The organism is Vibrio sp. LQ2 (assembly GCF_023920125.1).
Classification (GTDB): domain Bacteria; phylum Pseudomonadota; class Gammaproteobacteria; order Enterobacterales; family Vibrionaceae; genus Vibrio; species Vibrio fluvialis.
Map to the genome: position 1 here is coordinate 3,618,691 of NZ_CP085308.1, position 14,623 is coordinate 3,633,313.

11 protein-coding genes are annotated in these 14,623 nt (G+C 51.6%); 5 read left to right on the top strand and 6 right to left on the bottom strand.

Features of this window, described 5'->3' with window-relative positions:
• Positions 1–27 precede the first annotated feature (27 nt).
• The 5 genes from LGV68_RS16885 (at position 28) to LGV68_RS16905 (ending at position 8,483) form a co-directional block, all read left to right on the top strand.
• Positions 28–1,752 carry a glycoside hydrolase family 9 protein gene (locus LGV68_RS16885; RefSeq protein ID WP_252535692.1) on the top strand — a complete coding sequence of 575 codons (1,725 nt, stop codon included), beginning with the start codon at positions 28–30 and terminating at the stop codon, positions 1,750–1,752.
• The gene (locus tag LGV68_RS16890; protein ID WP_252535693.1) at positions 1,749–2,624 is read left to right on the top strand and encodes an N-acetylglucosamine kinase; all 876 of its coding nucleotides are present in this window, start codon (positions 1,749–1,751) and stop codon (positions 2,622–2,624) included. Before LGV68_RS16885 ends, LGV68_RS16890 begins: the two co-directional genes overlap by 4 nt.
• Positions 2,625–2,633: 9 nt before the next feature.
• Entirely contained in the window at positions 2,634–4,550 is a 1,917-nt protein-coding gene (locus LGV68_RS16895; protein WP_252535697.1) for a family 20 glycosylhydrolase, read from the top strand.
• Positions 4,551–4,619: 69 nt separating this feature from the next.
• Positions 4,620–7,022 (top strand): N,N'-diacetylchitobiose phosphorylase, encoded by a 2,403-nt coding sequence (locus LGV68_RS16900; RefSeq protein ID WP_252535698.1) that lies wholly within the window; start codon positions 4,620–4,622, stop codon positions 7,020–7,022.
• Positions 7,023–7,070: 48 nt separating this feature from the next.
• The gene (locus LGV68_RS16905) at positions 7,071–8,483 is read left to right on the top strand and encodes a phosphoglucomutase/phosphomannomutase family protein (RefSeq protein ID WP_252535699.1); all 1,413 of its coding nucleotides are present in this window, start codon (positions 7,071–7,073) and stop codon (positions 8,481–8,483) included.
• Positions 8,484–8,527: 44 nt separating this feature from the next.
• On the opposite strand, the gene LGV68_RS16910 is transcribed toward LGV68_RS16905, so the two are convergent.
• The 6 genes from LGV68_RS16910 to LGV68_RS16935 all read right to left on the bottom strand — a co-directional run bounded on the left by LGV68_RS16910 (position 8,528) and on the right by LGV68_RS16935 (position 14,612).
• Positions 8,528–9,559 carry an ABC transporter ATP-binding protein gene (locus LGV68_RS16910; protein ID WP_020332013.1) on the bottom strand — a complete coding sequence of 344 codons (1,032 nt, stop codon included), beginning with the start codon at positions 9,557–9,559 and terminating at the stop codon, positions 8,528–8,530.
• A complete protein-coding gene (locus LGV68_RS16915) occupies positions 9,559–11,184 on the bottom strand; it encodes an iron ABC transporter permease (RefSeq protein ID WP_172570515.1) in 1,626 nt (541 codons plus the stop codon). The genes LGV68_RS16910 and LGV68_RS16915 overlap by 1 nt, the downstream gene beginning before the upstream one ends.
• 100 nt (positions 11,185–11,284) lie before the next feature.
• On the bottom strand, positions 11,285–12,298 hold the full coding sequence (locus tag LGV68_RS16920) for a Fe(3+) ABC transporter substrate-binding protein (RefSeq protein ID WP_222777186.1): 1,014 nt from the start codon (positions 12,296–12,298) through the stop codon (positions 11,285–11,287).
• Positions 12,299–12,438: 140 nt separating this feature from the next.
• Positions 12,439–13,668, bottom strand: coding sequence for an ammonium transporter (locus tag LGV68_RS16925; protein ID WP_020332010.1), 1,230 nt, complete (start codon positions 13,666–13,668; stop codon positions 12,439–12,441).
• 26 nt (positions 13,669–13,694) lie between these two features.
• Positions 13,695–14,033 carry a P-II family nitrogen regulator gene (locus LGV68_RS16930; protein WP_004729026.1) on the bottom strand — a complete coding sequence of 113 codons (339 nt, stop codon included), beginning with the start codon at positions 14,031–14,033 and terminating at the stop codon, positions 13,695–13,697.
• Positions 14,034–14,240: 207 nt separating this feature from the next.
• Positions 14,241–14,612, bottom strand: coding sequence for a YacL family protein (locus LGV68_RS16935; RefSeq protein WP_024374324.1), 372 nt, complete (start codon positions 14,610–14,612; stop codon positions 14,241–14,243).
• Between the last annotated feature and the right edge of the window lie 11 nt (positions 14,613–14,623).

Here is a 14,623-nt window from a genome sequence, read left to right on the forward strand (position 1 = left end):
GGGCGCCAATTCACTCGGAGACGTTGAATGCAGTTACTCATCAACCACATCGGCTATGAAGTTTCCGGCCCTAAACACGCGGTTTTGTTAACGCATGTGGCTCATCTGCAAGTGGAAGAAGCCTTATTGGTCTGCGCCCGCACTCACCAAACGGTTGAGCGCATCGCATTTGCATGTGGTGGCCAGGTTGCAAACTGGCATCAGGGGTATTTTCATCGTATTGATTTTTCACACATTCGTCGTGAAGGCGACTTCTATCTGTGTGTCGAAACTGCGCAGTCACAACCATTTACGATTGGCAACGGAGTTCTGATGCAGCGTACATTTTCCGATGTGCTGCACTACTTTAAGTCGCAACGCTGCGGCGGCATTTTCGATCAACAAGACAAGCACGTACCGCTTCTGGGCACCTCAACCACTGCCGATGTGCACGGAGGCTGGTACGACGCTTCTGGTGACGTCAGTAAGTATTTAAGTCACCTTTCTTACGCCAACTATTTGAACCCACAGCAAACACCTATGGTGGTCTGGAACATGTTCAAAAGCTTGGCGCTTTTAGACAATCACTCGGGTTTTGCACCGTTTTCCCGCACTCGCCTCAAGGAAGAAGCGTTGTTTGGTGCTGATTTTCTGCTTCGTATGCAAAATCCCGAGGGATTTTTTTACATGACTGTCTTTGATCAATGGAGCAAAGACACGGCGCAACGGGAGATTTGTGCCTACGCCACCCAGCAAGGTGTGAAGTCCGATGCCTACCAGGCGGGCTTTCGCCAAGGAGGAGGCATGGCGATCGCAGCATTGGCCGCGGCGGCTCGCCAAAGCGTGGGAGGGGATTTTACCCCGCAGCATTATCTGGCGGCAGCCGAGCATGGCTACTGGCATTTGAAAGAGTGCAATGAGCGCTACCTAGATGATGGTGAAGAGAACATCATCGATGAGTACTGTGCGCTGATGGCGACTTGTGAACTGTTTACTACGACTCAGCAGTCTGACTACCTGCATCAGGCCCGTGAGTGGGCAACTCGCCTGCTGGCTCGTCAGCACAGTGATGAACAACAGCACTATTTCTGGTCGGCTAATCGTGACGGTTCTCGTCCCTATTACCATGCCGCAGAAGCGGGCCTGCCCGTGATCGCTCTGTGCCAATATCTGACGATTGAAACCGAACACAGCGCACGCCACAACGCGCTGGAGATTCTACATCGGGCTTGTGAGTTTGAGCTCAACATCACGCGCGAAGTACACAATCCGTTTGGTTATCCACGTCAGTACGTGAAAGACCTTCACGGCGGCAAACGTAGCGCATTTTTCATTACTCATGACAACGAAAGCGGCTACTGGTGGCAAGGAGAAAATGCGCGCCTCGGTTCACTGGCCGCCATGGCCTTTGCCGTTCAGGATTACCTTACTGACGACGAGCTAAAACACGGCATGCTGACACTGGCACACAATGCACTCAGTTGGATTATCGGCCTCAACCCATATGACATGTGCATGCTCGACGGCCATGGCCGTAACAATCCGGACTACCTGCCTCATTTAGGGTTCTTCAATGCCAAAGGCGGCGTGTGCAACGGCATCACCGCAGGTTTCGAGGATGAACAGGACATTGCCTTCAACCCGCAACCACACGATCAGGATATGTTGCAAAACTGGCGCTGGGGTGAGCAATGGATTCCACACGGAGCCTGGTATCTGCTGGCCATCGTTCATCAATTTGATTTTTTCTCAACCACACGAGGTAGCGCATGAGTCTCTACTACGCTGGTATTGATGGCGGTGGTACCTCCTGCCGCGCGCGCATTCGCGATGCACAAGGTCATCTGATTGGTGAAGCCAGAACAGGCAGTGCCAACATACTGCTCGGTGTTGAAAGCGCGCTGCAATCCGTCGTCAGTGCCATTACGCTGGCTGCCCAACAAGGCGGCCTGAATGAAGGTTGCTTTGACCAACTGCACGTGGGTCTGGCACTGGCTGGCGCAGAACAAAAATCTGCTTGGCAAGCATTTATGCAACTGCCTCATCCGTTTGCTTCTCTCACGCTCAATACCGATGCCTATGGTGCTTGTCTCGGCGCACATAACGGAAACGATGGCGCGATCATGATCGCAGGCACTGGTTCATGCGGCATTTTACTGCAAGACGGCCACCAGCATGTGGTAGGCGGACGTGAATTCCCGATCTCCGATCAGGGCAGCGGCGCAGTGATGGGATTACGCCTGATTCAACATGTGTTGCTGATTGAAGATGGGATCTATGCGGCGACGCCACTCAGTCAGTTTGTCATGCAGCATTTTGAACACGATGTTGATGCCATTGTGGCTTGGTCTAAATCAGCTTTACCCCGTGACTACGGTCAGTTTTCTCCGCAGATTTTCGCGTTTGCGAACCAAGGAGATGAACTGGCGATTTCGCTACTCAAACAGACAGCAGCGGACGTTGAAATGTTTTTGCACGCCCTGCACCGCAAAGGGGCACAGCGAATCTGCCTGATGGGCAGCATCGCAGAACGTATTCTCGCATGGTTATCCCCTCCCGTTCAGCAATGGATCGCCGCACCGCAAGCGGATGCGATGGAGGGCGCATTAATGTTTGCCGGTAAAACCGAGCATAATTTGTATTAAGGGTTGCTCATGAACTATCGAATAGATTTCGCAGTGTTGTCGGAACACAAACAGTTCTGCCGTTTTGGTCTGACACTGCACAACCTCAGTGATCAGGACTTAAAGGACTGGAGTCTGCACTTTACCATTGATCGCTATATTCAGCCCGACAGTATCAGCCATGGCGAGATCAATCAGGTAGGTAGTTTCTGCTCGCTCGTTCCCGCTCAAAGTGTGATTAAAGCTAACGGCCATTTCTATTGTGAATTCAGCATCAAAACGGCGCCGTTTCATTACTACACTGACGGCATCAAAGCTGCGTTTGTGCAACTGAACCAGCGTGAGCCTGTCATCCGTCACGATGTCATCGTCACGCCAATCGCACTGGCATCGCCGTATCGTGAACGCAGCGAAATCCCTGAGGTCAACGCCGCCCCGCTGAGTCTGTTGCCCAAACCCAATCATGTTGAACTGCTGGATGGTCAATTTATTCTCACTGCCGCCAGCCAGATCTCATTGCAATCGTCTTGTGCAGAAACTGCAGCAACCTGGCTAAAACAAGAACTCACACGTCTCTACCATTGGCAACCGCACCCGATTGGCAGTGCTGATATTGTGCTACGCACCAACCCAACCCTGGATGAAGGTGCCTATCAGGTATCGGTTGATCGCAAAGGCGTTCGTTTAGAAGCCAGCAGCCACGTGGGCTTTGTTCACGCCAGTGCGACGTTACTGCAATTGGTTCGCCCGGATGGCGACAGTCTGCGTGTGCCACACATCGCAATCAAAGACGCACCTCGCTTTAAATATCGCGGCATGATGCTTGATTGCGCGCGTCATTTTCATCCGCTGGAACGCGTTAAACGTCTCATCAACCAACTGGCGCATTACAAGTTCAACACCTTTCATTGGCATCTGACCGACGATGAAAGCTGGCGTATTGAAATCAAAGCCCTGCCTCAATTGACCGACATTGGTGCCTGGCGCGGCGTCGATGAGGTGCTGGAACCACAATACAGCCTGCTGACCGAAAAACACGGTGGCTTTTACACCCAAGATGACATCCGTGAGGTGATCGCTTACGCCGCAGAGCGCGGCATTACCGTCATTCCAGAAATTGATATCCCCGGTCATAGCCGTGCGGCGATCAAAGCGTTACCGGAATGGTTGCTCGATGAAGACGACCAATCGCAATATCGCAGCATTCAGTACTACAACGACAACGTGTTATCGCCTGCCCTTTCCGGCACTTACCGCTTTCTTGATGTCGTGCTGGAAGAAGTCGCCGCCCTGTTTCCGAGTAACTTCATTCACATCGGCGCCGATGAAGTGCCGGATGGCGTGTGGGTCAACAGCCCGAAATGTCAGGCATTGATGGCAGAACAGGGCTACACCGACGCCAAAGAGTTGCAAGGTCACCTGCTGCGCTACGCCGAGAAAAAACTCAAATCGCTCGGCAAACGCATGGTGGGTTGGGAAGAAGCCCAGCATGGCGATAAAGTCAGCAAAGATACCGTGATTTATTCCTGGCTGTCAGAGCAAGCTGCTCTGAACTGCGCACGTCAGGGCTTTGATGTCATTTTGCAACCGGGCCAGTTTACTTACCTCGATATAGCTCAGGACTACGCGCCGGAAGAACCGGGCGTGGACTGGGCAGGCGTGACGCCGCTGGAACGTGCTTATTGCTACGAGCCGCTCGCCGAAGTGCCGGAACAGGACCCACTGCGCAAACGCATTTTGGGGATTCAGTGCGCGCTGTGGTGTGAACTGGTCAACAACCAAAACCGCATGGACTACATGATTTATCCGCGCTTAACCGCATTGGCGGAGGCCGCCTGGACGCAGAAATCGCAACGCGACTGGCACGATTATCTGGCGCGTCTCAAAGGCCATCTACCTTTGCTTGATCAACAAGGCATCCGTTACCGGGCGCCATGGAAAGCATAACCCAACACGTTTTCTCTAGCATCGACATTGAGTGGCGCCAGTGCGCCACTGTTTAAAAAGGAAATTACCATGAAATACGGCTATTTCGATAACGACAATCGCGAATACGTCATTACTCGTCCCGATGTTCCTGCGCCTTGGACGAACTATCTGGGTACGGAAAAATTCTGCACCGTCATCTCGCACAATGCGGGTGGTTACTCTTTCTATCATTCTCCTGAGTACAACCGTGTGACCAAGTTCCGCCCGAACTTCACGCAAGATCGTCCAGGGCATTACATCTATCTGCGCGATGATGAAACTGGTGATTTCTGGTCAGTCTCTTGGCAGCCCGTTGCCAAAAACCTCGACGACGCGAAGTACGAAGTACGCCACGGTTTGTCATACTCAAAATACCGTTGTGATTACAACGGTATTGTGGCCACTAAAACATTGTTCGTGCCGAAAGGTGAAGATGCTCAGGTGTGGGATGTCGAAATTGAAAACACCTCGGATAAACCACGCACCATCAGTGCATTCAGCTATGTTGAGTTCTCCTTCAGTCACATCGCCTCAGACAACCAGAACCACCAGATGTCGCTCTACTCTGCGGGCACCGAATACAACAATGGTGTGCTGGAATACGACCTGTACTACAACACCGATGATTTCCTCGGTTTCTACTACCTGACCGCGACGTTTGATGCCGATAGCTACGATGGTCAGCGTGATGCGTTTCTCGGTATGTACCGCGACGAAGCCAACCCGATTGCCGTTGCCAACGGTCGCTGCTCGAACAGCGCGCAAACCTGTTACAACCACTGCGGCGCCCTGCACAAACAGTTTGTGCTGCAACCGGGGGAAAAAGTCCGTTTTGCGGTGATTCTGGGTGTAGGGAAAGGCAACGGCGAAAAACTGCGTGCAAAATATCAAGACCTCAGCCAAGTCGATATGGCGTTTGCGGGCATCAAACAACACTGGGACGAACGCTGCGCGAAATTCCAGGTCCGTTCACCGAATGAAGGCCTCAACACCATGATCAACGCTTGGACTCTATACCAAGCGGAAACCTGTGTGGTGTGGTCACGCTTTGCCTCGTTCATTGAAGTCGGTGGCCGTACTGGCCTCGGTTATCGCGACACCGCACAAGATGCGATCTCCGTCCCGCACACTAACCCGGCGATGACCCGCAAGCGTCTGGTGGATCTGCTACGCGGCCAAGTTAAAGCAGGTTATGGTCTGCACTTGTTTGATCCTGACTGGTTCGATCCAGAAAAAGCCGATGTCAAACCGTCAAAATCACCAACGGTGGTACCGACGCCATCGGATGAAGATAAGATCCACGGCATCAAAGATACCTGCTCTGATGATCACCTGTGGATCGTGCCGACGATTCTTAACTTCGTCAAAGAGACGGGCGATCTGAGCTTTATTGACGAAGTGATCCCTTACGCTGACGGCGGCGATGCGACCGTGTATCAACATATGATGGCAGCATTGGATTTCTCAGCGGAATACGTCGGTCAAACCGGCATTTGTAAAGGCCTGCGCGCCGACTGGAACGACTGTCTCAACCTTGGCGGCGGCGAGTCTGCGATGGTGTCGTTCCTGCACTTTTGGGCACTGGAAGCGTTTTTGGAACTGGCACGTCATCGCAACGACGCGGCGGCGATCGACAAGTATCAGGCGATGGCCAACGGCGTGCGCGAGGCATGTGAAACTCATTTGTGGGATGACAATGGCGGCTGGTACATTCGCGGCCTGACCAAAGATGGCGATAAAATCGGCACATTTGAACAGCAAGAAGGCAAAGTTCACCTTGAGTCCAATACGCTGGCCGTTTTGTCTGGTGCAGTCTCACAACAGCGCGGCGAAAAAGCGATGGATGCCGTGTATCAGTACCTGTTCTCCAAATACGGTTTGCACCTCAACGCACCGTCGTTTGCAACGCCCAATGATGACATTGGCTTTGTCACCCGCGTATACCAAGGCGTAAAAGAAAACGGTGCGATTTTCTCACATCCTAACCCGTGGGCATGGGTCGCCGAAGCCAAACTCGGCCGCGGTGATCGCGCAATGGAATTCTACGATGCGCTCAACCCATATAACCAGAACGACATCATCGAAACCCGCGTGGCCGAGCCGTACTCTTACGTGCAGTTCATTATGGGCCGCGATCATCAAGACCACGGCCGTGCCAACCATCCTTGGTTGACGGGGACTTCCGGCTGGGCTTACTACGCAACCACCAACTTCATTTTGGGGGTACGCACCGGATTTGACACGCTAACAATTGATCCGTGTATTCCAACTTCGTGGCCGGGCTTTGACGTCACCCGCGAATGGCGCGGCGCAACTTACCACATTGAAGTGCAAAACCCGCATGGTGTGAGCAAAGGCGTACAGTCCATTCTGGTCAATGGCGAACCCGTGGATGCAGTTCACGCGCAACCAGCGGGCAGCGTAAATCAGGTGACCGTGATTTTAGGTTAATCCGCTTTAGGGTGCCGCGCTGGCGGCGCCCACATAAGGAGATACAGCATGATTCAATTTGGTACCGGTGGTTGGCGCGCCTTTATCGGCGAAGAGTTTACCAAAGACAACGTTCGCCTGGTTGCTCAAGCGGTAGCTAACATTATCAATCAGGAACAAGTGGCTGAGCGCGGTTTTGTCATCGGCTATGACCGCCGCTTTTTGTCTGACAAAGCGGGGCGCTGGTTTGCCGAAGTATTGGCGGGCAACCAGATCACCGTCAGCTTCATCAATAAGTTTGTTCCCACCCCTGTGGTGATGTTTAAGGCCAAAGAGATGAACTGCGCCTACTCGGCATGCATCACGGCATCGCATAACCCGGCAGACTATAACGGCATCAAAGTGTTTATTGAAGGCGGACGCGACGCCGACGAAGTGATCACACAAAAGATCGAGCAACAAGTTTCAACACTGTGTGCCACCGACGTGCGCAGTGAGGACTTTGATCTGGCGGTCGCCCAAGGCCGGATTCAGGTGATCAACCCGATGAATGAATTCGTCGATTCGATCATCGACTTTATCGATATTGAAGCGATCAAACGCGCCAATCTGCGCGTGCTGATTGATCCGATGTTTGGCGTGGCAAAAAACGCGCTGCAAACCGTGTTGATCAATGGCCGCTGCGATGTCGACGTGATCAACGATGGTAAGAACCCTGATTTTGGTGGTTTGATGCCGTCACCCAGCGCAGCAACGCTGTATCGCCTACAACATCTGGTCAAAAATCAAGGCTACGATATTGGCATTGGTACCGATGGAGACGCTGACCGTCTGGGTATTATTGATGAGAAAGGTAACTTCATTCATCCCAACGAAGTTCTGCTGCTGTTGTATTACTATCTGCTTGAATACAAAGGCTGGAAAGGCTCTGTCGTGCGCAATATCGCCACCACCCACCTGCTGGACAAAGTGGCAGCCGATCATGGAGAGAAGAGCTTTGAGGTTCCGGTAGGCTTTAAGCACATCAGTTCCCAAATGGAAGCCGACGATTCGCTGATTGGCGGTGAAAGCTCGGGCGGTCTGACCATTCGCGGCCACATCAAAGGCAAGGATGGCGTATTCGCGTCGAGCTTGCTGGTGGAAATGATCAGCGTGACGGGTAAAAAGCTTTCTGAGCTGTTGAGCGAAATATACAGCCGCTACGGTTATGCCTACACCGCCGAGGGCGATTGCAAATTCAAGCCGACCCAGAAAGCGGAGATCTACGCAAAGATTTACGTAGAGAAACAGTTACCAGAGTTTGGGTTTGAAGTTGAAAAAGTCAGCTATGAGGATGGCGCTAAAGTCTATTTTCGTAATGGTGGCTGGGTGATTGCCCGCTTCTCCGGCACTGAGCCTTTGCTGCGTATCTTTGCCGAAATGCAGGACAAAGAGACAGCAGAGCGCGTTTTACAGCAGATGAAACAGTTTCTGTCTCTGTAATGCAAGTGCGATAAAAAAGCCCGGTTTAACCGGGCTTTTTCTTATTAGGCAAAGGCCAGAACGCCTTGAGTATCAATACTGACGGCCACGGTCTGACCAACCGACAAGCCCTGTGAAGAAGTTGCCAGCAGCTTAGAGCCATGCGCATCGATCACGTAACGGCAATGATCGCCCATAAACTGCTGCTCCAGCACCGTGACACTGCTCTCTTCATCCGCATAAATACTGATCTGCTGCGGACGCAGCAACAGCTCACATTGACTGCCCTGAGCAATACTTTGCTGCGCATACGCGTCCACAACGCCAAGCGGCGTTTGATACTGATGTTCCGCTAAACGCGTAGCTGGCAGGTAACTGCCACCGCCCAGAAAGTCAGCGACAAATTTGCTCGACGGACGATAGTAAAGCTCTGAGGCGGTGCCGTATTGCTCAATCACCCCGTGATTCATCACCGCCATTTTGTCGGCAAAGGCAAACGCTTCTTCACGTGAGTGGGTGACGAAAATCGCTGTCACCCCCTGCTTTTTGAAGATTTTACGAATTTCTCCAATCAGGTCATGACGCACCTGAGTATCAATATTGGAAAATGGCTCATCCAGCAATAGCAGATCCGGTTTGTAAGCCAGCGAGCGCGCGATAGCGACACGCTGTTGCTGACCACCCGACAACTGGTGCGGATAACGGTCACCGAAACCGCTCAAATGGACCAGTTCCAACATTTGCTGCACTTGCAGATGACGTTCCTCCGCCGCCATTTGACGCAGGCCAAAGGCGATGTTTTCCGCCACCGTCAGATGAGGAAACAGCGCATAGTCCTGAAAGATCATGCCGATATTACGCTGCTCTGGCGCTAGCCAATGCTTGCCATCGTCGATGGTCATGCCGTTAAGGCTCATGATGCCGGATGAAAGCGGTAGCAAGCCGGCAATCGCTTTGAGTAACGTGGTTTTACCGCAACCGCTGGCACCAAGCAGACACACGATTTCGCCGTGTTCTACGTTCAGCGACAACGATTCCAGGACCGTTTGAGTATCGTACTGACAAGTCAGATTTTGAATCGATAATGCACAGCTCATCAGTGGTTTTGCTCCAGAGAACGGTTTACAACAACAAGTGGGATCAATCCAACCAACACCAACAGCACCGCAGGCAAGGCTGCCAGTTCCAAATGTTCGTCCGAGGCGTAGTTATACACGTAGGTCGCCAAGGTCTCGAAATTGAACGGGCGCAGTAATAATGCCGCATTCAACTCTTTCATCGATTCAATGAACACCAGCAGACCGGCAATCAGGGCGCCGCGACGCACCAGTGGCAGATGAACGCGCCACAACATCGCATTGGCCTGACACCCCATGGTACGCGCTGCCATATCCAGTGACGGCGAGATCTTATTCAGACTGCTTTCGATACTGCCGATTGCCACTGCGGAAAAGCGCACGATCAACGCAAAAATAATCGCAAACATGGTGCCGGAGAAAATCAGCCCCGGCCTGCCCCATTGCATCGCTTTTGCCACATCGTTGACCGCATGATCGAGCGTCAGCACGGGAACCATCACTCCAATCGCCAATACCGTACCCGGCACGGCATACCCCATTGAAGAGAGCCGCATCAGCGCCACACTGACGCGGTTGGATTTGAGACGGCTGTAAAAGTTCACGACCAACGCGACTGCCACGCCAATCAACGCAGCACTCAGAGAAACTTGCAGGCTGTTCAACGCGTATTCACGAAACTCTGCCGTCCAACTCTGCTCAAAGTAGGTATAAGCGTAGCTGAGCAGTTGCAGTAGCGGAAAGATAAAGGCCACGCACACCAGTCCCCAACACCACAACAGTGCCAGCCATTTTTTCCAGCCACGCAAAGCGTAGCGAAAATCTTCATGGCTGTTGAACTGGCTCTGATATAACTTTTGCCGACGGCGACTGTAACGTTCGGCGCTCAGGAGCAGCAATACGATGACCAGCATCACAGCTGAAATTTTAGCTGCGGCGGTCAAATTGGAATAGTTCATCCAGGTATCATACACCGCGGTGGTCAGCGTGTTGACCGCAAAGTAGCTGACGGTGCCGAAATCACCGACGGTTTCCATCGCGACCAGCGACAAGGCTACCGCGATTGATGGACGAACCAACGGCAGCGAGATACGGCGAAAACTTTCCCACGGCGAGCATTTCAACAAACGGGCCGACTGCAACAGCGAAACGTTCTGCTCCATAAACGCGGCGCGGCACATCAGATAGACATAGGGATAGAGCACCAAGGCCAGCACGATGCTGGCACCGGCCAATGAGCGAATATCCGGGAAATAATACTCCCCGGCCATCCAGCCAGTCTGTGCTCGCAGCCAAACCTGAATCGGCCCGGCATAATCAAACCAGCCCGTAAAGATGTAGCCGACAATATAACCGGGAATCGCCAGCGGCAGCACCAAAGCCCACTGCAGGACTTTCTCCCCCGGCAGGCGGCACATGGCCATTAACCAGGCGCTCGGAATACCAAAGAGCAGCGCCAGCGCCATTACGCTCAGCGTCAGAACCACGGTATTGAAGGCATAGGTGGGCATCACGGTCGACATCAAATGCGCAAACACATCGTCCGTCTGACCAATGGCGGTAAAAAAGATCGCTAAGATCGGCAAAACCAGCAGCGTCGCCAAAGCCACACTACTGGTTTTCCAAATAAGGTGTTTTTCTTTCATTGCCTAGAAACTGTCAGGCTGACTGAGGCATAAATGCATCTGCAAATACATCTCATATCCCTTTAATAAATCAGGGGTATAGTTATACCCCCAGACTCAATTAAAGGTCAAATTTGACTTCATCAAGTAGCTTGATGGCCGCCGCATGGTTGTCGGCAATTTTTTCCAGTCGTAGAGAATCAGATTTGAATTCACCCCATGAAGCCACCAGTTTTGAACGCTCAACACCTGGTTTCACCGGGTATTCGTAGTTCACTTCTGCGTACATGTGCTGCGCGGTTTCACCAGTCAGGAACTCCATCAGCTTGACGGCATTGTCACGGTTTGGTGCGTATTTCGCCATTGCCATACCACTGACGTTGACGTGAGTACCCTGAACATTCTGACCCGGGAAGTTGATATATACCGATTCCGCCCAGCTCTTTTGCTCTTTGTCTTCCAGCATTTTGCCTAGGTAGTAGCTGTTGCCCAGAGACAGATCGCACAGACCTTCTTTGATCGCACGAACCTGATCGCGATCGTTGCCTTGCGGTTTGCGCGCCAGGTTAGCTTTCAGACCTTCCAACCAGGTTTTGGTTTGAGCTTCGCCGTGGTTCGCGATCATCGCGGCAACCAGCGCAATGTTGTACGGGTGCTTACCGCTGCGTGTACAGATCTTACCTTTGTATTCTGGCTTGGCCAGATCGAGGTAATCGAAATCATCGCCCAGTTTGCCCACGCGATCGCGTGATGAGTAGACGCTACGAGTGCGCACGGTCAATGCAAACCACTCTTCGCTGCTGTCGCGGTACTGCGCCGGAATGTTCTCGTCAATGACACGACTGTTTACGGGTTGCGTTAAGCCTTTATCCGACAGTTCAAACAGACGGCTGAACTCTGAAGTCAGAATCACGTCGGCCGGGCTGTACTCGCCTTCTTGAGCCAATTTTTCTGCAATGCCCTCTTTGGCAAACTTCACGTTGACCTTGATTCCGGTCTCTTGAGTGAACTCTTTAAACATCGGTTCAATCAGGAAAGGTTGACGGTATGAGTAAACATTTACTTCTTCAGCCGCCATAACCGAAGGGGCCAATACGCTACATGCGATTGCCGATAGAGCCAGCAGTTTTTTCATGGTTCAAGTCCTTTATTATTGCTAATGATAACACTTATCAATTGCGCTAATTATATTGGCCACCCTTAATAAAACAATCAGTAAAAATGAAAAACCTGCCCCGAAGGGCAGGTTTTAGGCAAAGGTTTTGTAACCAATTATTACTTAACTGTCACGAACTCTGGGTAAGCGCCGACTCCACAATCGTGCATGTCCATGCCTTCCATCTCTTCTTCTTCAGAGACACGGATACCCATGGTTGCTTTCAGAATACCCCAAACCACCAGGCTAGCACCGAATACCCAAGCGAAGATGACTGCTGCACCCAGAAGCTGTGCACCGAAGGTGGCATCGCTGTTGCTTAATGGCACAACCATCAGGCCGAAGAAACCACACACACCGTGTACAGAGATTGCACCCACTGGATCATCAATTTTCAGTTTATCCAGAGCAATGATGCTGAAGACAACAATCGCACCTGCAACGACACCGATTGCAACCGAGTACAGCGGTGATGGTGACAGTGGGTCAGCGGTGATAGCCACCAGACCAGCCAGCGCGCCGTTCAGAATCATGGTCAGGTCAGCTTTACCCCAGGTCGTTTTACAAACCAGTAGCGCTGCAATAGAACCCGCTGCCGCTGCTGCGTTAGTGTTGAGGAAGATTTGACCCACCGCTGTCGCGTTTTCGAAATCAGACAGCATCAGTTGTGAACCACCGTTGAAACCGAACCAACCGAACCACAGGATAAAGGTACCCAGTGTTGCCAGTGGCATATTTGACCCCGGAATCGGGAAGATTTCGCCGTTTTTACCGTATTTGCCTTTACGAGCACCCAGCAGTAAAACACCTGCCAGCGCTGCAGCTGCACCCGCCATGTGAACGATACCTGAACCCGCAAAGTCGCTGAAACCCGCTGCTGACAGGAAGCCACCGCCCCAAGTCCAGTAACCTTCCATAGGATAGATAAAGGCAGTCAAAATGGCTGAGAAAATGAGGAATGCCCAAAGTTTCATACGTTCAGCAACTGCGCCTGAAACCACAGACATTGACGTTGCTACGAATACCACTTGGAAGAAGAAGTCGGATTCCAGAGAGTGGTCAGCACCGTCAGCTTGTGAGCCAATCAGTGAACCAAACGATGGTAGCCAGCCTGCTTCTGCGTTATCAACATACATGATGTTGTAACCCACAATGAGGTACATGGTGCACGCAATCGCATACAGCACAAAGTTTTTGGTCAGAATTTCGGTGGTGTTCTTAGAACGAACCAGACCAGCTTCCAGCATAGCGAAACCCGCCGCCATCCACATAACCAGTGCGCCCGAAATCAAGAAGAAGAATGTATCCAGTGCGTAACGTAACTCCGTTACTGTAGCTGACAGTTCCATAATAGTCGTCTCCAGTCCTTTGAATCTTAAAGTGCTTCCGCGTCCATTTCGCCGGTGCGAATTCGAACAGCGTGGCTCAAGTCATAAACAAAAATTTTGCCATCACCGATTTTGCCGGTATGTGCGGCTTTGATGATCGCTTCCAGAACGCGATCAACGTTATCCGCTTGTGTGGCAATTTCGATTTTTACCTTCGGCAGAAAATCCACCTGGTATTCCGCGCCACGGTAAAGTTCGGTATGACCTTTCTGACGGCCAAAGCCTTTGACTTCTGATACGGTCATCCCTTCGATGCCCACATCGGCCAAAGCTTCACGAACATCGTCAAGTTTGAATGGTTTGATGATTGCGTTAATGAGTTTCATCGCGTCCTCTCTGAAGCTGTAGTCCATTTACAGTTCTATTAATCCAAGGTACGTGCCAACTTTTTAACTCATTGATAAACAATAAAATAGTGAGATTCCGATTCAAAAACACAAAAGGGTTGCACGTTTTTTGTGCAACCCTTTCCCAAAAATAATGCGACTCTGGCTTTCTTCACCACATGAGTGCAGCCTGTTGATGAGACAAACTCAGTATCCGGCGAGGAAATCCTGCCATTGGATCAACAACGACTCGAAATCCTCCAAACCACACTGCGCCACACTCTCGCTTTCATAAAGTTCAAATTCACTTTCAAACTCAACATCATGACCATAGTTCAGCGCATTGTCTTGCACCGTCACTTCGTCACCACAAATCATCACTGAGATTTCACGACCAGCGAATTGCCACTCTTGTGCAGGAAACTGGTGCGCTTTCTCCAGCAGAGCCAACACTTGCTCGATTTTTGTGCGATCCTGCGCCACCTCTTCCTGTAACCAGCGGGCCACAATTTGATGCTCCATGCTGCAGGTAACGTAATACTCCCCCAGCAGGGTATTTTTGGTGAATTCAAATTCCATCGACGATGACC